Here is a 20,302-nt window from a genome sequence, read left to right as displayed (position 1 = left end):
GTCCGTTCCCTGATTTGACGGCGTCCCAACGCCGTCCGAGACCCATGCTCGACCTCGCCCGCAAACGCATCGTCCTCGGCCTGACCGGTGGCATCGCCTGCTACAAAATCGCCGAGCTGGTGCGGCGTATGACCGAACAAGGCGCCATCGTCGACGTGGTGATGACCGAGGCGGCCACGCACTTCATCACGCCCGTGACCATGCAGGCGCTGTCCGGCCGCCCCGTGTTCGTCGATGCCTGGGATCCGCGGGTGCCCAACAACATGGCGCACATCGACCTGACGCGCGGCGCCGACGCGGTGCTGATCGCGCCGGCCAGCACCGATTTCATGGCCAAGCTGGCGCACGGCATGGCCGACGACCTGCTGTCGACGCTGTGCGTGGCGCGCGCCTGCCCGCTGCTGGTGGCGCCTGCGATGAACCGCGAAATGTGGGCCAACCCGGCCACCCAGCGCAACGTGGCGCAACTGCGCGCCGACGGCATCAGCATCCTGGGCCCGTCGGCCGGCGAACAGGCCTGTGGCGAAACCGGCGACGGCCGCATGCTGGAAGCCCATGAAATCCTCGCCGATCTGATTGCCTTCTTCCAGCCCAAGCTGCTGGCTGGCCGCCACGTACTGCTGACCGCCGGTCCGACCTCCGAACCGGTCGATCCGGTGCGCGTGCTGAGCAACCGCTCGTCGGGCAAGACCGGCTACGCCCTGGCCCGCGCCGCGCGCGAGGCCGGCGCCCGCGTCACGCTGATCACCGGCGCCACCGCCCTGCCCGTGCCGCGCGGCGTGACCGCCCTGTCGGTCATGACGGCGCGCCAGATGCACGACGCCGTGATGGCCAGCGCCACCGACGCCGACGTGTTCATCGCCGTGGCGGCCGTGGCCGACTGGCGCGTCAAGAATGTCAGCGACCAGAAGCTGAAGAAGACCAGCGAGGGCGGCGGCGCGCCGCAGATGGAATTCGAACCCAACCCCGACATCCTGGCCGAAGTCGCCAAGCTGCCGGACGGCCCGTGGTGCGTGGGCTTTGCCGCCGAGACCGAGAAGCTGGCCGAGCACGCCGAAGCCAAGCGCCAGCGCAAGGGCATCCCGCTGCTGGTGGGCAACCTGGCGCACAAGGTCATGGACGCCGACACCACCGAACTGGTGCTGTTCGACGCGCAAGGCGCGCACCCGCTGCCGGCCGCCGACAAGCTGGATGCCGCGCGCCGCCTGATCGCCGAGATCGCGGCGCGGCTGCCGGCCTGACGCAAGCGCCTATCGGGCCAGGAAAAACGCCAGACACCAGTCTGGCGTTTTTGTTTGTGGCGCCCGCCGCATGCGAGGGCGGGCGCGCATTCATGGCGCCGGCTCCGGTTCGCGGCCGGTGGTCTGCAGATGCGCCATCGAGCCATAGCGGCCTTGCAGCGCATCCCATTCGGCCGCATCGAAGAAGGTCATGGCGCCTTGCCCGAAGCGCTTGGCGATCTCGATGCAGAAGCGCATCGCCACGTCGGCATCGACCGCGTTGGTCACGCCGGTGGCGCAACCGGGCACCATGGTCTGCGCGGTCAGCGCCACGCCGATCACCGGCGCGCCGGTGGCGATGGCCGGCTGCATCAGAGAATTGAAGTGCCACAGACCGTTTTCGTAGGGCGTGATGTCCTGCGTGGTCAGCGGCAGCGTCACGGGCAGTTCGCCGCTGACCCAACCCATCATGTCCAGCATGGCGTCGGGGATGGGGAGCAGATAGCCCTGCCTGGCCACCGGCGTCAGCGCCACGCCACGGCGGTTCACCAGACGGTTGCCGCGGGTGGTGTCGACCGACAGGATCGCATCCATGCGCGGATCGACCTCGTGCGACATCATTTCGCGCATCGGGAACGGCGAGCGCATCATCGGCACCGGATGGTGCGGGCGGGTGCCAGCGCGCGGGCAGATGTGGGTGTGGATGCGCACGGTGCCGGGCAATACATCGCCCTGGCGCGCCATGGCCATGATCTTGAGGGCGGCGGCGATGGCGACCACGGCGCCGTCGCTGTCGGACACCAGGCCGGTCACGGCCGGGCGTGCGCCAATGCCACCCAGACGGCCGACGATGCCCAACTGCGGCGCGTTGTCATCGGCGCCCCGGATGACGATGGACAGAAAGTCGGTGGCGGCGCCGTCACGCGCCAGCCGCGTGACCTCGACCTCGCAATCACCCGCCTCGCGCAGATGCTGCGCCACCGCCTCGCCCGTGATGTGGGCACAGGACAGCAGTTCGATGGTATCGATGACCTGCTTCATGCCGGGATCTCAACCGGACCGGGCCTGAACAGGCGCGGTTCGGCGGCGCCGATGAACAGCGGCGCATCGTGCGGGCCGACCAGCGTGATGGCCGCATCGCGCACGCGCAGCGCGGCGCCTTCGGGCAGGCCCAGCACGGGCATGGCCGGGTTCAAGACGCAGAACTCGGCCAGCCGCTGCGCGCGCGTTTCGCCGCGATGGCCGGGCGGATGGGCGTTGGTGTAGTGCGGATTGATCTGGAAGGACAGCAGGCCCAGCGCGTCCAGGCCCTCGGGATCGGTGATCGGCATGTCGTTGGTGGTGCGGATGCTGGGGCACGCCAGGTTGGAGCCGGCGCTCCAGCCCAGGTAGGCGGCGCCTTCGCGCACGCGGCGCGCCACCACGCTCAGCAGCCCCTGGCGGCGCAGTTGGCCGAGCAGGTTGAAGGTGTTGCCGCCGCCGACGATGATGACGGCGGCCTGTTCCAGCGCAGCCACCGGATCGGCGGCGCGGTGCAGCGGCTGGATGTCCAGGCCGGTGTCGGTCAGCGCCGTGGTGACCTGCGTGGCGTAGTCGTCCCAGTTGCGGGTGACCCCCGCGTACGGCACGAACACCGCCGGCGCGCCGGCCGGCAAGCCCGCGATCAGTTCGCGGATGTCGGGCAGCGCGTGCGCCAGGTAACCGGCATCGCTGCTGGAATTGCTGAGAAGCAGAAGATTCATGAAAGGCGTTCCGTGAAATCGGTGGAGTCGGGGTGCCGCGAGCATGCGGCCGGATAGGGCAATACGGTCAATCGGGTGCGCGCCGGCGCGTCAGGCCAGCCAATAGGGATCGTTCAATTCGCGGCCCAGCGCCGCCACCTGGCGCGTCAGCGACTCGCGCAACGCGGCCACGCGGGCGGCGTCGGCCTGGAACGACACGAATGACAGGCACAGGCCGCGCAGTTCGGCGCTGTCGGGGTCGCGCACCGCCGCCGCCACCGCGCCGATACCGGGCATGGCCTGGTCGATGGCGACACCGCAATGGTCGGCGCGGATCTGCGCCACGCGCTGCGCCAGTTCGCCGACGGTGGCCGGGCAATCCTTGCCCTCCACCGGCAGGGGCCGGGCCGGATCGCTGCCGTACAGCGCGTCGAACTCTTCCTGGGTCAGGCGCGACAGCAGCGCGCGTCCCATTGCCGTGCCCGAGGCGGCACGGCGCGAGCCTGGCGGCGACAGTACCTGCACCGGCTGCGAGCCGTTCAGGCGTTGCAGCACCACGGTTTCGCGCTGGTTCAGGGTGGACAAGTACGCGGTCAGGCCGCTGTCGTCGGACAGGCGCGCCAGCACCTTGCGGCAGGCCTCGTCCAGCGGCGTCGCGGCCTGCCCGGCCCGCACCGCCTGCGACAACAGGGCGCCGGCGCGATAGCGGCGCGTGGCCGCGTCCTGATCCAGCAGGCCGTAGTGCTGCATCTGGTTCAGCAGGCGCGAGGCGGTACTCTTGGGCATTGCCAGCCGCTGCGCCACATCGGTGAAGCTCAGTTCGACCGCGCCTTCCGCGTAAAGCGCCAGCACGCGCTGGACGCCGTCGAGAATACTCATTGATGTTCCAAAAAACGGAACCCTGGTTCCTTAATATCGAACAAGAATAATGCAACGGCGGTTTTCCGGTCAATCCGGGTGGCCCGGATCGCGGGCACGCCAACACAAGCCGCGTTTCATGCCCCCCGTCGGACGAAAAAAAGCCCACCGCAAGGCAGGCCTGCCTGACAGCGCCGGGCAGCCGCGGTTAGCGCGTCGCTGTCTGCGCCCATTGCGCCAGTGGCAGTGGCGGTTGCGCGTGCAGGATACGCGCCAGCATCAGTTTGAATTCGGCCCAGCCGCCGCGTTCGCCCGGCCAGCGCGCTGGCGTTACCGGCCGCCAGCCGCCCTCGGCATCGCGTTCGGCCATCTTGAAGCGAAAGCTGTAGTGCCCCGCCACGCCCATGCGCAGGTCGGTCACCACCAGCGCGTCGCCCAGCGCGTCATAACGCAGCCAATCGTCGGTGAACCAGCGCAGGCGTTGCAGCAGCGGCATGTCCGCCAGCGCCTGTCCGAGCCCAGGGTTGAGCGGCAGGCGCAGCCATTCCGGCGGCTCGCGGTCGAACCAGCCACTGACGGCCTCGTAGTAATGGCCGTCGGGGGTTTTGGCCACGACGCGCCACAACAGCGTATTGAGTGGCATGGGGATACCCCGCAGCTCGGTGATGGCGATGCCCTGCGTCTGCATCGCCTCGCGTACCCGATGTTCGGCGGCGAGGCGGCCGGCCAGCCCGAACCCCAGGTAGGCAGTGCTGAAGATCAGCGCCCCGGCCAGGAAGCGGCGGGCGTTGCGCGTCATGCCCGCGATCACCGCGTACACCGCCGCCAGCAGCAACGGCACGGTGTAGAGCGGATCGATGATGAATATGGCGGACCAGCTTTCCGGGATCGACGGTAGCGGCCAGAACAGCTGCGTGCCGTAAACCGTGAAGGCGTCCAGCAATGGATGCGTCACCAATACCAGCCACAGGGTCAGAAACAGCCGCCCGGCGCTGTACTGCGCTTGCGGCCAGTACTTGCGGATCAGCCAGGTCAGCAGCGCGGCCAGGCCGGTCAGCACGAAAATCGAATGCGAGAAACCCCGGTGGTAGGTCATCAGCGATACCGGGTCCGGGTAGCGCATCAGCACGTCCAGGTCCGGCACCGTCGCCAGCGCCGCGCCGTAGATCAGCGCCCGCCGGCCCTGCATGCGCCCCAACAGCGCCCCCTGTATGCCCGCGCCCAGCACGGCTTGTGTAACCGAATCCATAACACTCCGACGATCGCCTTCCGTGGAACGCCTGTTTCACACAGGCGCCTCCATGCAGGCGTTAAGATACCCGATTACGTTCAGCTGATTTTCAAGTTCCGCCTCATGGACCAATATATCGACAAGATCGGCATGCTGATCGAGACCAACCAGGCCTGGGCCGGCCCCATCACCTTCCTGCTCACGCTGGGGGAATCGATGGTGCTGCTGGGGCTGTTCATCCCCGCGACGGCGCTGATGCTGCTGACCGGCGGTCTGATCGGCGCCGGCACGCTGGACCCCTGGGGCATCCTGGCCTGGGGCATAGCCGGCGCGATCGTCGGCGACGCGCTGTCCTACGGCCTGGGCCGCTGGGCCGGCCCCGGCGTGCTGCGGCGCTGGCCGCTCAAGCAGCAGCGTACCGCCGTGGCGCGCGCCCGGCTGTTCTTCTACCGCTATGGCTTCGCCTCGGTGCTGATCGGCCGCTTCCTGGGCCCGATCCGCTCCACCATCCCCACTGTCGCGGGCGTGATGGGCATGGCCCATGGCCGTTTCCAGATGGCCAACGTGCTGTCGGCGATCCTGTGGTTGCCGCTGATGCTGGCGCCCGGCTACGTCACCGCGCGCAGCCTGGGCGCGGCCGAAAACGCGCAGCAGATCGCCATGATGATCGGCGCCGGACTCTCGGTACTGCTAGGATGCGGACTCCTGATCGCGATGATGCGCAAACGCCGGCAACCGGCGCGCGTCCGTCGTGGCAACTAGCGGAGAATGGCATGGCCATCGACATGGAGCCCAAGGACGGCGACTTCGCGCGCTACATCGAGAATCTGTCGCGCGCGGGCGGCGTCACGCCCGGAAGGGTACCGAGCAAGGCCGAGGCCAAGCGCCAGGCGACGGCGCCAGCCCCGGTCCCGGTCCCGGTAGCCGTGCCGAGCCAGGATTCCCTGAACGACCTGACCTGGGGCAAGACCGCGCCGCCGCCGCTGCAATCGCGGTCCGCCGACACCATCCCCGACCAGAGCGAGGCCGAGGCGGTTTCGCTGGCCAAGCGCGCGCGCCAGCGCAAGCAGGGCATCTTCCTGACCATCGCCGGCGCCGTGGCCGGGTGGGCGGCGGTCAACATCGCCTTCACGGCGCTGCGCGCGCCGCGCTTCGACCTGGACGACTTCATGCCGGCGGTGTTTCTGGGCTTTTTCGCCCTGATGCTGTTCAAGGCGGCCGGCGGCGCGCGCAACCCGCGCAAGCGCCCGCTGGAAAAGCTGCCGCCGCTCAAGACCTCGTCATACCGCAAGGACGGCTGAAGCGGCCCCGGCCGCGGCGGCAATGGTGCTAACATTTCCGCCGCCGTCGCATAGACCCCATGAATACCCGGAGTAAAAGTGAATAACGTTGTCGGATTGAACCAGGCCCAGGCGGCCACGATGCTGAAGCTGCAAGGCGACCTGAACAGCATGATCAATCCGGACTGGATCAACGGCGGCGCCCGCTTCCTGCGCGCCGCCTTCGTCGAATCGGCCGAGGCCCTGGAGCACTACGGCTGGAAATGGTGGAAGAAGCAGACCATCGACCTGCCACAGGTGCAGATGGAACTGGTCGACATCCTGCACTTCTACCTGTCGCACACCATCGTGCAGGCCAAGGGCGACGTCAACGCGGCCGCCGCCGCGCTGGTGGCCGACCTGGCCGGCCCCGCCTCGATCACGCTGGACGGCAAGAGCTACGCGCTGGCCAGCCTGAACGTGCCCGAGCTGCTGGAACTGATCGGCGGCCTGGCGGTGTGCGGCCGCGCCAGTTTCAAGCTGCTGGAACAGAGCATGACCGCCTGCGAAATGCGCTGGAACGATGCCTACACCCAGTACGTTTCCAAGAACGTGCTGAACATCTTCCGCCAGCGGCATGGCTACAAGGAAGGCACCTACATCAAGATCTGGAACGGCGAGGAAGACAATGTGGTGCTGGCGCGCCTGCTGTCGCAGCATGACGCCGGCCGCGCCGATTTCGCGGACATCCTGCACCGCGAACTGGAAGCGGCATATTCGCGCCTGTAGGCGCGCGCCGCCCAGCCATGAAAAACGCCGCGTCATGCGGCGTTTTTCATTGGACGACGGCTGCGGCCGCTAGCGCTGGCCGAAGCGGGTCTCCCCGAACAGTTCTTTCAGGTCGCGCGGCTGCGAGCGCCAGTACTGGCGCGGCGCATTGACCTGGCCGCCCAACTGCGCGGCGGCATGCCAGGGCCAACGCGGGTCATACAGCATGCCGCGCGCCAGCGCCACCATATCGGCCTGGCCCTGCGCCAGAATGTCCTCGGCCTGCTGCGCCTCGGTGATCAGGCCGACGGTGATGGTGGGCAGACCCACCGAGCGCTTGATCGCCTCGGCGAACGGCACCTGATAGTTCGGCCCCACCGGGATTTTCTGCAACGGCGACACCCCGCCGCTGGAGACATCGATGAACTCACAGCCGGCTTCCTTCAAGCACGCCGCGAACGCCTCGGTCTGCGCCAGATCCCAGCCGCCCTCGACCCAATCGGTGGCCGACACCCGCACGCCCAGCGCCACCGACGCCGGCGTCACCTCGCGCACCGCGCGGAATACTTCCAGCGGGAAGCGCATGCGGTTCTCCAGCGAGCCGCCATACGCATCGTCGCGCTGGTTGGCCAGCGGCGACAGGAACTGGTGCAGCAGGTAGCCATGGGCCGCATGCAGTTCGATGGCATCGAAACCCAGGCCGATGGCGCGGCGGGCGCTGCCGACGAAAGCATCGCGCACCCGCGCCAGACCGACCGCGTCGAGCGCGCGCGGCGCCGGTTCGGCGGCATTGTGCGGCAGCGCCGAAGGCGCCCAGCCCTGCCAGCCGCCCTGCTCCGGCGGCACCAGTTGGCCCCCTTCCCAGGGCGCATGGCTCGACGCCTTGCGGCCGGCGTGGCCCAACTGGATACCGAGCTTGATCGGCGAATAACGCCGTATCGCCTGGACCACGCGGCCCAGCGCGGCCTCGGTCTGATCGGACCACAGGCCCAGGTCGCCCGGCGAAATGCGGCCATCGGCCTCGACCGCGGTCGCTTCGGTGAACAGCAGGGCCGCCCCCGACAGGGCCAGATGCCCCAGGTGGATCATGTGCCAGTCGGTGGCGCAGCCTTCCTCCGCCGAATACTCGCACATGGGCGCGATGACGATACGGTTGGCCAGCGCGACGTTGCCGACTGACGTGGGACTGAAAAGATGACTCATGCGTAAGGCTCCAGGCGATGGACGCGGATGCACAGCATAGCGCCGACCTTCGCGCACGCGCCGCCAATCCCGACGCCCGCGTGGGGGCTTAGGGCGCGGCGGCGCCGGCCTTGTCACGCCTGGCTCATTGCCCTTCGATCACGCAGTCCAGGAACTGCTGGGTGCGCGCCTCCCGCGGATTGCTGAACAGTGTCTGCGACGCCGCGTCCTCAACGATGTTGCCCTGGTCGAAGAACAGCGTGCGGTCCGAACTGCGCTCGGCAAACTTCATCTGGTGAGTGACGATGATCATGGTCATGCTCTTGCGCGACGACAGGTCGCGCAGAATCTGCAGGATGCCGCCCACCAGCTCCGGATCGAGCGCCGAAGTGACCTCGTCGAACAGCATGATCTCCGGGCGCATCGCCAACGCGCGGGCGATGCCGACGCGCTGCTTCTGGCCGCCCGAGAGCTGCGCCGGATAGACGTCGAGCTTGTCGCCCAGCCCCACCATCTCCAGGTATTCCGCTGCGCGCTCGCGGGCCTGATTGCGCGAAAGCCCCAGCACGTGCACCGGCGCTTCCATCGTATTGCCGAGCGCCGTCATGTGCGGGAACAGGTTGAAGTGCTGGAACACCATGCCGATCTTGCCTCGCACCTTGCGCAGGTGCTCGGAGTTGGGGCCGGCCGGACGGCCCTGGGCGTCGGTCCACATCGACTCGCCGTCGATCTCGATGTCCCCGCTGGTCGGCTGGTCCAGCGTCATCAAGACGCGCAGCAAGGTCGACTTGCCCGAGCCCGACGGCCCGATCACGGCCACAGTCTGGCCGGCGGGGATTTCCAGATTGATGCCCTTGAGCACCTCCAGCTCGCCATAGCGCTTGTGCAGGTCCTTGATGGTGATGCTGGAACTCATCGTTTTCCTCCATATCGTTGCAGGCGGGCCTCCAGGCCGCGCACGCCCCAGGCCGCGACCAGGCTGAGCGCCAGGAACAGCGCGCCGACCAGGGTCAGGGGTTCGGTGTAGCGGAAGGTGGTAGAGCCGATTATCTTGCTCTGCTGCAACAACTCGACCACCGTGATCGCCGACAGCAGCGGCGTGTCCTTGAACATGGCCACCAGGTAATTGCCGAGAGCCGGCACCACCGGCGGAATTGCCTGCGGCAGCACCACGCCGACGGCGGTGCGCCAGGGCGACATGTTCAGGGCCCGCGCCGCTTCCAGCTGGCCGCGCGGCACCGCCTCGATGCCGGCGCGGTAGACCTCGGCGCAATAGGTGGCGTAGTGCAGGCCGAGCGCCACGATGCCGGTCGCCAACGGCGACATCCGCAGCCCGGTCAAGGGCAGCACGTAGAACAGGAAGTACATCTGCACCAGCAGCGGCGTGCTGCGCACGAACTCGATGACGAAGGCCGTAGGCAGCGACAGCAGCGCCAGGCGCGAACGCCGCAGCAGCGCCAGCGCCAGGCCCAGCGTCACGGCCACCAGCATGCCCAGCACCGTGGCCTGGATGGTGATGACCAGCGCCGAGCCCAGCGTGGGCAGGATTTCCAGCGCGAAGGACCAGTCGAATATCGGTTTCATCGGATCCGGACCCTCCGTTCAAGCAGGCGCACGCCAGCGGTGATCAGCAGCGCCACCGCGAAGTACAGCAGCAGCATGAGCGTGAAGATCTCGGTGGTGCGCAGCGTTTCGCTGCGCAGCAGCTGGCCGCGGAAGGTCAGGTCGGTGATGGTGATGAGCGACACCAGCGCGGTGTTCTTGAGCAGTTCGATCAGCAGGTTGCCGGCTGGCGGCAACATCGCCGGGATGGCCTGCGGCAGCACGACGCGGCGCATGATCTGGCCGCGCGTCAGGTTCAGGGCGATGCCGGCCTCGCGCTGGCCGGGCGGCACCGCGCGGATCGCGCCGCGCACCACCTCCGCGCCGTAGGCGCCGGCGTTGAGCGCCAGCACCACGATGCCCACCAGCATGGCAGGCAGTTGCACGCCGAACAGCGGCAGCACGAAATAGAACCAGAACAACTGCACCAGCGCCGACGTGCCGCGGAACACTTCGATGTAGATCGACGCCAGCCAGCGCGCCGGCCGCAGCGTCGACAAGCGCCCGATGCCGGCCACCAGCGCCAGCGGCACCGCCAGGACCACGGCGCCCGCCATGATCTCCAGCGTCACCACCAAGCCTTCCAGCAGCGGCGGCGCCAGCTCGGCGATATGTTCGGAAAGGAGCTGCATCCGCGCCCCCTACTGACCGGCGCAGAGCTGGGCCGCCGTGACCCCCTTGGGCAATTCATCCGGCGTGAAGCCGAACGGCGCGACCAATTTCTTGTGCTCGTCGGTGCCGATGAACTTGGCCAGTTCGGCGTTGAAGGCGTCAGCGAAGGCCTTGTCCTCGGTGCGGAAGGCATAGGCGCCATACCCGCGTACGCCCTTGCCGTCGATCACCGGGTCGGTGAACGGTTCGGCCTTCTCCAGGCCGCTGCCGGCATCGGTCTTGCCCATCAGGTCGTTGACCGTCAAGGCGGTGGCGGCATAGGCATCGGCGCGGCCGGCCTGGACCCCGGAGAGCGCGCTGACCGCGTCCGGAAACACCACGATCTGGCCCTGCGGCACCTTGACCTTGGCGGCGTATTCGGCCTCGATGGCCCCCACCACCACGCCCAGCTTGGCGTCGGGGTTCTTGACCACGTCTTCGTAGCTGTGCAGGTTCTTGGGATTGCCCTGCTTGACCAGGAATGCCTGACCCACGCCATAGGTCGGATTCGAGAACGCCACCTGGCCGCAGCGTTCAGGCGTGACATACATGCCGGCCGCGATGATGTCGAAGCGCTTGGCCTGCAGGCCCGGAATCAGCGAACCGAACTCGGTCAACACGCCTTCGACCTCGTTGATCCCCATGCGCTTGAGCACCACCCGGGCGATCTCCACCGACTCGCCCGTGACCTTGGCCTCTTTGCTGTCCATGTAAGCGAACGGCGCCTCGTTGGCGTAGCCGATGCGGATCTTGCCGGCGGCCTTGGCGGCCTCCAACGTGCTGGCGCCGGCGGCGGGCGCGCTATCGCCGCTGGCGGCGGTCTTGTCCGAACCGGAGTCGGAGCAGGCGGCCAACAGGCCCAGGCTCAGGGCCAGCACGACGCGGCGGGTGCGTTGGACGATCATGGTCTTTTCTCCCAAATTTATTTCTAGGTACATGGCTTCGCTAAAAATGATACGACATTAAATCATTTCACCTCTAACGATATGAACAAAAAAAGCAGGCCGAAGCCTGCTTTTCCTCGACCCGGCCCTATGGCGGGTGAGTACTCGTTACGAACCGTAGGGGACTATTTCGTCCCTATTTTTGTGCCGCCCCCGCATAGGAGAACTTGCCGTTGCGGACCACGCCCATCACACGGGCGCGCTCGTCGAAGCCTTGGTGATCGTCCTTGGAAATATTTAGCACCCCATTGGGCACGACCAGGTCGCGCGTGTTCTCCAGGGCGTCGCGCAGCGCCGCGCGGAATTCCGGGGTGCCGGGCTTGGCGCCGCCCTTGAGCGCGCGCGCCACCGCCGAATCCAGCAGCATCCAGGCGCCATAGGCATCGCCGGCGAACTGCGTCAGGGTGTGGGCGCCGTACTGGCGCTCGTACTTGTCGGCAAACGCCACCGCCACCTGCTTCACCGGATTCGAATCGGGCAATTCGCGCGCCACCACGCCCGGGCCGGTCGGGAACAGCGTGCCTTCGACATCCTTGCCGCCAACCTGCAGGAATTCCAGCGTCCCGATACCGTGGGTCTGGTAGATCGTGCCGGTGTAGCCGCGCTCGAGCAGCGTCTTCTGCGGCAGCGCCGACGGCGTGCCGGCACCGGCAATCAGCACCGCATCAGGCTTGGCCGCGATCACCTTCAGCACCTGCCCCACCACCGACGCATCGGTGCGCTGGAAGCGTTCCTGGGCAAGGACCTTCAGGTCCTTGCCGGCGGCCGCGGAGAATTCCTTCCACCAGCTGTCGCCGTAGGAATCGGCAAAACCGATGAAGGCCACGTTCTTGAAGCCCTTCTTCTTCATGTCCTCGACCAGCACGGTCGCCATCAGCGAATCGTTCTGCGGCATCTTGAAGGCCCAGGCACGCTTGGGATCGGACAGCGGCTCGACGATCACGCTGGAGGCCGCCAGCGCGATCATCGGCGTGCGCGTCTCGGCCAGCACGTCGAGCGCGGCCAGCGCGGCGGCGGTGGTGTTGGGGCCGACGATGGCATCGACCTTGTCTTCCGAGGTCAGCTTGCGCAGGTTCTTGACCGCGCGGCTGACATCCGTACCGTCATCCAGCACGACATAGCGCGCCGGTTCGCCGCCCAGGGTGCTGGGCCACAGGCGGATGGCATTGTTGGTCTGGATGCCAATCGCCGCGGCCGGACCGGTGGTGGAGACATCCACGCCGATCACGATCTCGGCGTGGGCGGCGGACAGGGCGGGAAGTGCCAGCGCGACGGCGCAGGCATAACGAAGAAAGAAGCGGGACATGACGACGGCTCGAAGAAGGAAAAAACAGCGGATGGCGCTATTTTGCCTGACCGCCGCAGGTCTCGTAGACCAGCGCCGCCAGCGTCAGGTCTTCCAGGGCGCTGCCGACCGCCTTGAACACCGTGATTTCCGCCGCGCCAACGCGGCCCGGCGCGCGTCCCAGCACCAGGTCCGTCAAATTGCCGCGAATATCCTCGCGCGCCAGCACGCCGGCCGCGAACGCGGCCAGCAGGTCGCCCGCCTTGGTCGGCGCCTCGTCGGTGTCCACATAGACCGTGGCGCCGTCGAAGCAGGCCGTGTCGGTCTCGATCATGTCGGGCTTGAAGCTGCCGATCAGGTCCAGGTGGGTGCCTGGCCGCAACCAATCGCCACGCACCAGCGGCACGGTCGACAGCGTCGCGCAACTGACGATGTCGGCCTGGCGCACGGCCTGCTCCAGGTCGACGGTAGCGCTGGCGTCGAAGCCCTGTTCGCGCAGCGTGGCCGCCAGCGCCTCGGCGCCGGCCGGACGCACGTTCCAGACCCATATCTTGTCGATCGGCCGCACCGTGCGCATGGCCTGCGCCACCAGCCCGGCAATGCGACCCGAGCCCACGATGGCCAGCACCCGCGCGTCCTCGCGCGCCAGGTAGGACGCGCCCAGGGCCGCCGCGCCGGCGGTGCGGAACACCGTCACAAGGTCGCCGTCCACCTGAGCCAGCGGCACGCCGGTGCGGGCGCTGTACAGGTTGTAGGTGGCATGCAGGCCGGGCAGCGACTGGCGCGTGTTCTCGGGAAAGATGTTGATGACCTTGACGCCGAAATAGCCCTGCTCGTTCCAGGCCGGCATGATCAGCGAGGTGCCGTGCGCGCCGCCCGACTCGATGGCATGGACGTGGCGCGCGGGCACGTGGGCGCCCTGGCGGAAGGCCTCGCGCAGCGCCGGGATCGCCGTGTCGAACGACAATGCGCGGCGGGTTTGTTCAGTGTCGATCACTACCATCTGTATCCAGTGCCTGTTCGGGTTGAGCCAGGGAGGAAGTGTGACGGCGCCGCGTGACGCTGGCAAGGCGCCCCCGCCGCGGTTACATCGGCTTGCCGGATGCCGGCCGCCGCCACCGTATCATGGTCCATGCCCCTTCCGGCAACGCGCACCGCCCTCGGGCGGGCCGCGCGCTCCCCCAACCGGACGCGCCCGTCGCGGGCGCGTTCCCTCAACAGGAGTCACGCATGAAGAAAACCGCAACCGCCGCCTGGTCGGGCGATCTGAAGACGGGCAAGGGTACGATTTCGACGCAGAGCGGCGCGCTCAAGGACCAGCCATATGGCTTCAATACGCGCTTTGGCGACACCCCCGGCACCAATCCCGAGGAACTGCTGGGCGCCGCGCACGCCGGCTGCTTCACCATGGCGCTGTCCAACATCCTGGGCGAAGCCGGCCTGACGGCGCAAAGCCTGGACACCAAGGCCGAGGTCACGCTCGACAAGGCCGACGACGGTTTCGCCATCACCGCGGTGCATTTGACGGTGGAGGCGGTGATCCCCGGCGCCAGCGCCCAGGCCTTCGAGGAAGCCGCGCGCAAGGCTGAAAAGGGCTGCCCGGTCTCCAAGGTGCTCAACGCCAAAATCACCATGGACGCCAAGCTCAAGTCCTGAGCGGTCGCGGCGGGCCCGGCCGCGGGCGGCGCCATTGGCCCGCCCTATCCGGGCCTTGCCGAAAATCAATTTGACGGTCATGCCAGAGACATGGAAAATGAGAACCATTCTCAGGAAATGACATGACCCGATTCATCTACGCGATTTCAGGCGGCAAGGCGGCGTACCCCCAGGACGCCCAGGTCACGGCCAATCTGCGCCGGGTGGTCGGTTCCGGCATCCTGGTGGCGGTAGGCTACATCGACCCGGGCAACTGGGCCACCGACATCGCTGGCGGCAGCGGCTTCGGCTACGGCCTGCTACTGGTCGTGATCGCCTCGGCGCTGCTGGCGCTGGGCTTCCAGGTGCTGGTATCGCGCCTGGCGCTGGCCACCGGCGAAGACCTCGCCACCCTCACCGCCCGCCATCTGTCGCCGCGCACCGCCAAGGCCGCCTGGCTGGCCGGTGAGGCCGCCATCCTGGCCACCGCGCTGGCCGAGCTCATCGGCGGCGCCATCGCGCTGCGCCTGCTGTTCAACCTGCCGCTGCTGGGCGGCGTGGCCGTCACCGGCGTCGGCACCTTCGCGGTGCTGGCCCTGACGCGCGGCAATGCCGATCGCCACGAGCGCGTCATCGCCGTGCTGCTGTCGGTGGTGGCGGCATCTTTCGTGTTCCTGCTGTTCAAGGCCAATCCAGCCTGGACCGACGTGGCTCATGGCATGACGCAGACCGGCCACGCGCTGCGCAACCCGCAGGGCTTCCTGATCGCGCTGGGCATCCTGGGCGCGACCCTGATGCCGCACAACCTCTACCTGCACTCTGGTTCGCTGGCGCAGCGTGCCCGGGCTCTGCCGGCCGACGCCCGCGATCTGGCCATGCGCGTGGCGCGCAACGACACCGTGGTGTCGTTGGGCCTGGCCATGCTGATCAACTCGGCCATCATGATCGTCGCCGCGGCCTCGCTGTCCGGCTCCGGCCTCATCGTCTCCAGCCTGGACGACGCCCACGCCGTGATCGGCCATACCCTCGGCATCGGCGCCGCCATCGTGTTCGCAGTGGCCCTGTATGCGGCCGGGCAAAGCTCCACCATCACCGGCGTGCTGGCCGGCCGCATCCTGTCGCAAGGCTTCCAGATCAACAGCGGCTGGTCCGACCGCCGCCGCGCGCTGGCCACGCGGCTGATCGCCGGCACCGTGGCCGCCGCCCTGCTGGCCTTCACCGGCGGCCAGGACCCCGACCAGTTGCTGGTGCTGAGCCAGGTCATCCTGAGTCTGGCCCTGCCCTTCGCGCTGGGTCCGCTGGTGGTGCTGGCCCGCCGCAAGCAGGTGATGGGCCGCCACGCATTGCGCGGCGCCTGGGCCTGGGCCGCGGCGGTCGCCACCATCGGCATCATCCTGCTGGATGGCTATCTGCTGGTGGACATGGTGGCGTGATCCCCGCAGCGCCCGTGGCGGCTTGCAAAGGCGGCGCCGAGCATCGGGCTATCGGAAATCGATCGTCCTGAGAATGGGAATACCCGTGGGCATGTGATGCGCGACGATGACAAACGTCGTTCCCGGCAACTTCCGATGAAGCAATCGCAGCATCTGCCGGGCGGTGGATTCGTCCAGCGCGCTGCAGGGTTCATCGAGGAAAGCCCAGGCAGGGTTATTGGCGATGACACTGAGGAGGCCAAGCCGCTGCATCTCGCCACCGGACAACCCGGCCGCCGCCGCATGTCCGTATGACTCGGCGGGGTGCCCGGGTTTCCGTGCCATTGCCGTGCGGCGCGCCAGCGCTGCCCATTCTTGTGCGGAGATTGCCGTCAACGGTATCGGATAAGCGCCGGCCGCAGGCAAGTCCGCCAGCGGAAAATGCGGTTGCTGCGGTAAGAAAAACAGCTTCCCGCCGGGCAGGCGTATGCTGCCCTCGCCATAAGGCCAAAGCTCGGCCAGTGCTTTGAAAAATGTACTTTTGCCGACGCCCGATGCGCCTTTTATCCATACATTCTCGCCACAGCGCAAGGTCAAGTCGGGAATCGTAAGGATGTGTTCGCCTTCCGGAGCGTTGAGCACGACGCCGCGCAGCGACAAGGCTCGATTGCCCGCCCCCCGCCTGACGGTGATGCCGGACGCCATCTTGCAGGCCTGATCGCACCCAGCGAGAAACTTCGCCAGCCGCCCGGTCGTGGCGGCCAGTTCGGCCAGATCTTTGTAGGAGAAGATGAACCAGGACAACGTGGTAACAACGTTGGAAAATGCCGATGCGGTCTGCATCAAGCCACCCAGCGTGACTTTCCCCGCAATAAAGGCGGGCAACGCGAGAAACATCGGAATGCGCAATACCGTTTGCATGTACGGGCGTGTGAAGCATCCCAATATCAACTCGCGCTTGATCAGCAACCTCCAGTTCTGCACGACTTGGGCGTAGAAGCGGTCAAGAATGTGCCGTTCGGTGCGCTCGCCCCGCTGCAAGGCAATGGATTCAGACGATCTGCGGACGTGTCCGAGACAAAAGCGGAAGTCGGCCTCGCGTTTCTGCTGCGCAAAGTTCAGCTGTTGCAATGGCCTTCCCAGCACGTGGGTCAATAAGCTCGCCAACAGGACGTAAAGCGGCGCGGTCCAGACCATGTACTTGGGGATCTGGATGCTTGCTCCGAATAGCGGGATGGAGAGCACGAAGGTCGACAGGTTCCACAACACGGAAAAATACGAAACCGCCGCGACCAGCTCGTTGATGAAGCCCAATCCTTGCGCGATGAAACGCTCGGAAAATATGCGGCAGTCGTCGGCAATGCGCTGGTCGGGATTGTCGACCTCATTGCCCGCCATCCTCAACTTCCAGTGGGTCTGGTGCCGCAGCCAGCGGGACATCAATTCATTGGTCAACGCGGTGCGCCACCTGATCTGCAGCACTTGCTGCAAGTACCTGCCGAGCAGATGGAGCGCGGCACTGCTCGCCGTGAGCACGGCGAACACACCGGCCTGCTTCAGGATTTGTCTGCCGTCGAACTGCTGCAGGGCATCGTAAAACCTCGCGCTCCAGCTGATCATGCGTAGCGAGACCGCGATGCCGCAAAAGCCAAGAATGAGAATGGCGATGAGATACAGGATGCCAATGCGTCCTGCACGGCCGCGGATGCATATTCGTATCAGGCCAGCCATCTGGCTGGACAGGGATTTCATCTGGGAAAGCACGTTATGCGGCGAAAAGGTACGCCGCGGATCCGGTCAGGGATATTTCCAAAAGATTGAATCTACCCAGACCGCATTCAGCAGGCGACGGAAATCCGTCTGAAAACCCAAAGGCGTCCGACACGCTCACCCAGATGCACGATCGAATAACGCCGGTTTCTTATGGACAGCCCCACGTGCTCACACCGCCGGCCGGCAGGCCTGCGGCATACCGTGCCGGAATGAAAAACGCCAGCGATTGCTGGCGTTTTCTCTGGTGCGGACCCGCGGCTCAATGGCGGGCGGAGATCACCGGGTGCTGGCGACGGCCAGCGTCCATGTCGTGCAGCACTTCGCCGACGGCCCCGCCCAAGCGGCGCAGGCGCAGCTTGAGCCGGCGCCAGCCCATGCGCGAGAACGGGCCGGACAGGGTTTCCGCTTTGATGGCCTCGCGGATCAGGGACCGCTCCAGCGCATCCGACATGCGGGCATTTTTCAACGCGGTATCGCTCATGATTCTCTCCTTGAGAAAGCGCGATGGGGAACAACACGAATTCATGTTAGATCCGTGTTTGCTGCGTTGCAATAAAAATGCCTAGCATTATTTTTGCCGTTGCGAAATGGGTACAAACACCACCATAACGGTGCATGAGGCACCAAGTCTGGCACCATTATTGTGCAGTGCAAAATGGCACGCCGGCGCCCACGCTCAGCGTGCCAGATGAACCGCGATCAACTTGTCGGCCATCTCGGCCACCCGGCCCGCCGGCCCGCCCTCGCGGAACAGCTGGCTCGACACGAACGCGCCCTCGATCAGCAGCAGCAGGCCATCGCCCAGCGCCTCGGCATCGGGCGCCCCCATTTCGGCCGCCATGGCCGCCAGGCGCCGCCGCAGCTCGACCTTGTGCTCGACCGCGACCACGCGCGCCGGATGGCTATCCTCGGGATATTCCACCGCCGCGTTGGTCAAGCCGCAACCGCGATAGCCGTTCTGCACCGCCCGCACACCCAGGCCCGACAGATAGGCATGCAACTGCGCCCGCGGATCGCCCGGATGCGCATCGCAGGCGGCGTTGAAGCGCCCCCAGAACTCGGCGTCGTAGTCGCGCAGATAGGTCGCGGCCAGTTCGTCCTTGGACGAAAAACTGCGATACAGGCTGGGCTTGGTGACGCCAGCCTGGTTGACGATGGCGTCCACCCCCACCGCCCGGATGCCGTCGCGGTAGAACATCTCGCGCGCGGTCTTGCGGATGCGATCGGCCGCCAGGAGCGGTTTCGCGGAGGTTTGGTCGGTGGCGGCCTTGCCACCGGCCGCGGATTTGCTGGCCATAACGGAGACTCCTCACTGAGACCGGCCGGCGAGGCCGGCCGCCCTGAAAACAGGGTCGCCAAAATGTCACTTGACGATGTTACTGACCGGTACGTACTATTCGCAAACCAAATTACGTACCGGTCAGTAACATGAGTATAGCCCACCCCCCTGTCCCCTTCCGCCGCGCCGGCCAGAAGTATGCGTTCGTCGTGGTCGCGGTCGTGTTCCTGGCCCTGCTGGTCTCGGCCGGCCTGCGCTCCTCGCCCAGTGTGCTGCTGGTGCCGCTGGAGCAGAACTTCGGCTGGAACCGCGGCACCACCTCGTTCGCCGCCGCCGTCGGCATCTTCCTGTACGGTCTGGTCGGACCGTTCGCCGCGGCCGCCATGGAACGCTTCGGCCTGCGCCGCGTGCTGATCGCTGCCCTGTCGCTGATGGCCGCCTCCAGCGCCCTCAGCGCCTACATGACCCAGCCATGGCACCTGTTGATGACCTGGGGGGTGTTCTCGGGCATCGGTTCGGGCGCGGTCGCCGTGGTCATGGGCGCTACCGTGGTCAACCGCTGGTTCGCCAGGCATCGCGGCCTGATGATGGGCCTGCTGACCGCCAGCACGGCCACCGGCACGCTGATCTTCCTGCCGCTGCTGGCCGCGCTGGCCTCGTCGGGCGATTGGACCCGGGTGGTGTGGACCGTAGCCGGCGCGGCCGCCGCGCTGGTGCCGCTGGCCTGGTGGCTGGTGCCGGACCGCCCGGCCAGCGTCGGCCTGGTGCCGTTCGGCAGCGATCCGCACGCGCCGTCCGCGCCCGCGGCTCCACGCACCGGCATGATCGCCGCCACCTTCGGCGCCCTGGGCCGCGCCGCCAGGACCCGCACCTTCTGGTTCCTGTTCGCCACCTTCTTCATCTGCGGTTTCACCACCAACGGCCTGGTCGGCACGCACCTGATCGCGCTCTGCGGCGATCACGGCATGCCCGAAGTGCAGGCGGCCGGCCTGCTGGCGATCATGGGCATCTTCGACCTGTTCGGCACCACCGCCTCGGGCTGGCTGACCGACCGCTACGATCCGCGCAAGCTGCTGTTCGTCTATTACGGGCTGCGCGGCCTGGCGCTGATCTACCTGCCCTATTCCGACTTTTCGTTCTACAGCCTGGCCATCTTCGCCGTGTTCTTCGGCCTGGACTGGATCGCCACCGTGCCGCCCACGCTGCGTCTGGCCACCGAGGCCTTCGGCGACCGCGAGGCGCCCATCGTGTTCGGCTGGATCGTGGCCGGCCACCAGCTGGGCGCGGCCAGCGCCGCCTGGATGGCAGGCGTGGTGCGCCAGTCGCAAGGCAGCTACCTGATGGCCTTTGTCGCGGCCGGCGCAACCGGCCTGATCGCCGCGATCATCGCATTGCTGATCGGGCGTGAACGGGCCGTGGCGCAAGCTGCGTAATGTTCGACGCCATGCAAAAGAAAAGCCCGGCATGCCGGGCTTTTCCGTG

Annotated in this window: 21 protein-coding genes; 7 read left to right on the top strand and 14 right to left on the bottom strand. The window is 67.0% G+C overall.

Annotated elements, in window-relative coordinates; genetic code table 11:
• Positions 1 to 44 precede the first annotated feature (44 nt).
• A complete protein-coding gene (coaBC, locus tag K2W61_RS18885; RefSeq protein ID WP_175131607.1) occupies positions 45 to 1,241 on the top strand; it encodes a bifunctional phosphopantothenoylcysteine decarboxylase/phosphopantothenate--cysteine ligase CoaBC in 1,197 nt (398 codons plus the stop codon).
• 90 nt (positions 1,242 to 1,331) lie between these two features.
• Here the strand turns inward: coaBC and K2W61_RS18880 are convergent, their stop codons facing one another.
• The 4 genes from K2W61_RS18880 to K2W61_RS18865 form a co-directional block, all read right to left on the bottom strand.
• Complete coding sequence (locus K2W61_RS18880) at positions 1,332 to 2,261, bottom strand: DUF1177 domain-containing protein (protein WP_236756318.1); 930 nt, start codon at positions 2,259 to 2,261, stop codon at positions 1,332 to 1,334.
• Positions 2,258 to 2,962 (bottom strand): dipeptidase PepE, encoded by a 705-nt coding sequence (gene pepE, locus K2W61_RS18875; RefSeq protein ID WP_236756317.1) that lies wholly within the window; start codon positions 2,960 to 2,962, stop codon positions 2,258 to 2,260. The genes K2W61_RS18880 and pepE overlap by 4 nt, the downstream gene beginning before the upstream one ends.
• A gap of 90 nt (positions 2,963 to 3,052) precedes the next feature.
• Positions 3,053 to 3,820 (bottom strand): IclR family transcriptional regulator, encoded by a 768-nt coding sequence (locus tag K2W61_RS18870; RefSeq protein WP_175131610.1) that lies wholly within the window; start codon positions 3,818 to 3,820, stop codon positions 3,053 to 3,055.
• Between the two features lie 187 nt (positions 3,821 to 4,007).
• Positions 4,008 to 5,048 (bottom strand): metal-dependent hydrolase, encoded by a 1,041-nt coding sequence (locus tag K2W61_RS18865; protein WP_175131611.1) that lies wholly within the window; start codon positions 5,046 to 5,048, stop codon positions 4,008 to 4,010.
• Between the two features lie 105 nt (positions 5,049 to 5,153).
• Between K2W61_RS18865 and K2W61_RS18860 the strand changes: the two genes are divergently transcribed.
• From K2W61_RS18860 to K2W61_RS18850, 3 genes are all read left to right on the top strand, one after another.
• Positions 5,154 to 5,792 (top strand): DedA family protein, encoded by a 639-nt coding sequence (locus tag K2W61_RS18860; protein WP_175131612.1) that lies wholly within the window; start codon positions 5,154 to 5,156, stop codon positions 5,790 to 5,792.
• Positions 5,793 to 5,803: 11 nt separating this feature from the next.
• A complete protein-coding gene (locus K2W61_RS18855) occupies positions 5,804 to 6,331 on the top strand; it encodes a hypothetical protein (RefSeq protein ID WP_236756315.1) in 528 nt (175 codons plus the stop codon).
• 120 nt (positions 6,332 to 6,451) lie between these two features.
• A complete protein-coding gene (locus K2W61_RS18850) occupies positions 6,452 to 7,078 on the top strand; it encodes a dUTPase (RefSeq protein WP_175131653.1) in 627 nt (208 codons plus the stop codon).
• A gap of 69 nt (positions 7,079 to 7,147) precedes the next feature.
• On the opposite strand, the gene K2W61_RS18845 is transcribed toward K2W61_RS18850, so the two are convergent.
• The 7 genes from K2W61_RS18845 to lhpI form a co-directional block, all read right to left on the bottom strand.
• Positions 7,148 to 8,260 (bottom strand): NADH:flavin oxidoreductase/NADH oxidase, encoded by a 1,113-nt coding sequence (locus tag K2W61_RS18845; protein ID WP_175131615.1) that lies wholly within the window; start codon positions 8,258 to 8,260, stop codon positions 7,148 to 7,150.
• Between the two features lie 124 nt (positions 8,261 to 8,384).
• Positions 8,385 to 9,155 carry an ectoine/hydroxyectoine ABC transporter ATP-binding protein EhuA gene (ehuA, locus tag K2W61_RS18840; RefSeq protein ID WP_175140622.1) on the bottom strand — a complete coding sequence of 257 codons (771 nt, stop codon included), beginning with the start codon at positions 9,153 to 9,155 and terminating at the stop codon, positions 8,385 to 8,387.
• Positions 9,152 to 9,823 carry an ectoine/hydroxyectoine ABC transporter permease subunit EhuD gene (ehuD, locus tag K2W61_RS18835; RefSeq protein ID WP_175140621.1) on the bottom strand — a complete coding sequence of 224 codons (672 nt, stop codon included), beginning with the start codon at positions 9,821 to 9,823 and terminating at the stop codon, positions 9,152 to 9,154. The genes ehuA and ehuD overlap by 4 nt, the downstream gene beginning before the upstream one ends.
• On the bottom strand, positions 9,820 to 10,473 hold the full coding sequence (ehuC, locus tag K2W61_RS18830; protein WP_175131618.1) for an ectoine/hydroxyectoine ABC transporter permease subunit EhuC: 654 nt from the start codon (positions 10,471 to 10,473) through the stop codon (positions 9,820 to 9,822). The genes ehuD and ehuC overlap by 4 nt, the downstream gene beginning before the upstream one ends.
• A gap of 9 nt (positions 10,474 to 10,482) precedes the next feature.
• On the bottom strand, positions 10,483 to 11,397 hold the full coding sequence (ehuB, locus tag K2W61_RS18825) for an ectoine/hydroxyectoine ABC transporter substrate-binding protein EhuB (RefSeq protein WP_236756314.1): 915 nt from the start codon (positions 11,395 to 11,397) through the stop codon (positions 10,483 to 10,485).
• Positions 11,398 to 11,572: 175 nt separating this feature from the next.
• Entirely contained in the window at positions 11,573 to 12,742 is a 1,170-nt protein-coding gene (locus tag K2W61_RS18820; protein ID WP_236756313.1) for an ABC transporter substrate-binding protein, read from the bottom strand.
• Between the two features lie 37 nt (positions 12,743 to 12,779).
• Positions 12,780 to 13,724 (bottom strand): bifunctional Delta(1)-pyrroline-2-carboxylate/Delta(1)-piperideine-2-carboxylate reductase, encoded by a 945-nt coding sequence (gene lhpI, locus K2W61_RS18815; protein ID WP_236756312.1) that lies wholly within the window; start codon positions 13,722 to 13,724, stop codon positions 12,780 to 12,782.
• A 227-nt stretch (positions 13,725 to 13,951) separates the two neighbouring features.
• Here lhpI and K2W61_RS18810 point away from each other — a divergent pair, with 227 nt between their 5' ends.
• Together K2W61_RS18810 and K2W61_RS18805 are read left to right on the top strand one after the other, a co-directional pair.
• Positions 13,952 to 14,377 (top strand): OsmC family protein, encoded by a 426-nt coding sequence (locus tag K2W61_RS18810; protein ID WP_175140619.1) that lies wholly within the window; start codon positions 13,952 to 13,954, stop codon positions 14,375 to 14,377.
• 122 nt (positions 14,378 to 14,499) lie between these two features.
• Positions 14,500 to 15,789, top strand: coding sequence for an Nramp family divalent metal transporter (locus K2W61_RS18805; protein ID WP_175140618.1), 1,290 nt, complete (start codon positions 14,500 to 14,502; stop codon positions 15,787 to 15,789).
• Between the two features lie 48 nt (positions 15,790 to 15,837).
• Here the strand turns inward: K2W61_RS18805 and K2W61_RS18800 are convergent, their stop codons facing one another.
• From K2W61_RS18800 to K2W61_RS18790, 3 genes are all read right to left on the bottom strand, one after another.
• On the bottom strand, positions 15,838 to 17,520 hold the full coding sequence (locus K2W61_RS18800) for an ABC transporter ATP-binding protein/permease (RefSeq protein WP_236756311.1): 1,683 nt from the start codon (positions 17,518 to 17,520) through the stop codon (positions 15,838 to 15,840).
• Positions 17,521 to 17,800: 280 nt separating this feature from the next.
• On the bottom strand, positions 17,801 to 18,022 hold the full coding sequence (locus K2W61_RS18795; RefSeq protein WP_175131625.1) for an XRE family transcriptional regulator: 222 nt from the start codon (positions 18,020 to 18,022) through the stop codon (positions 17,801 to 17,803).
• A gap of 195 nt (positions 18,023 to 18,217) precedes the next feature.
• Complete coding sequence (locus tag K2W61_RS18790; RefSeq protein ID WP_236756310.1) at positions 18,218 to 18,838, bottom strand: TetR/AcrR family transcriptional regulator; 621 nt, start codon at positions 18,836 to 18,838, stop codon at positions 18,218 to 18,220.
• A gap of 131 nt (positions 18,839 to 18,969) precedes the next feature.
• Here K2W61_RS18790 and K2W61_RS18785 point away from each other — a divergent pair, with 131 nt between their 5' ends.
• Positions 18,970 to 20,253 carry an MFS transporter gene (locus K2W61_RS18785; RefSeq protein ID WP_175140615.1) on the top strand — a complete coding sequence of 428 codons (1,284 nt, stop codon included), beginning with the start codon at positions 18,970 to 18,972 and terminating at the stop codon, positions 20,251 to 20,253.
• Positions 20,254 to 20,302 lie beyond the last annotated feature (49 nt).

The organism is Achromobacter pulmonis, from assembly GCF_021733725.1.
GTDB lineage: Bacteria > Pseudomonadota > Gammaproteobacteria > Burkholderiales > Burkholderiaceae_B > Achromobacter > Achromobacter pulmonis.
This window is presented reverse-complemented; position numbering and strand designations above follow the sequence as displayed.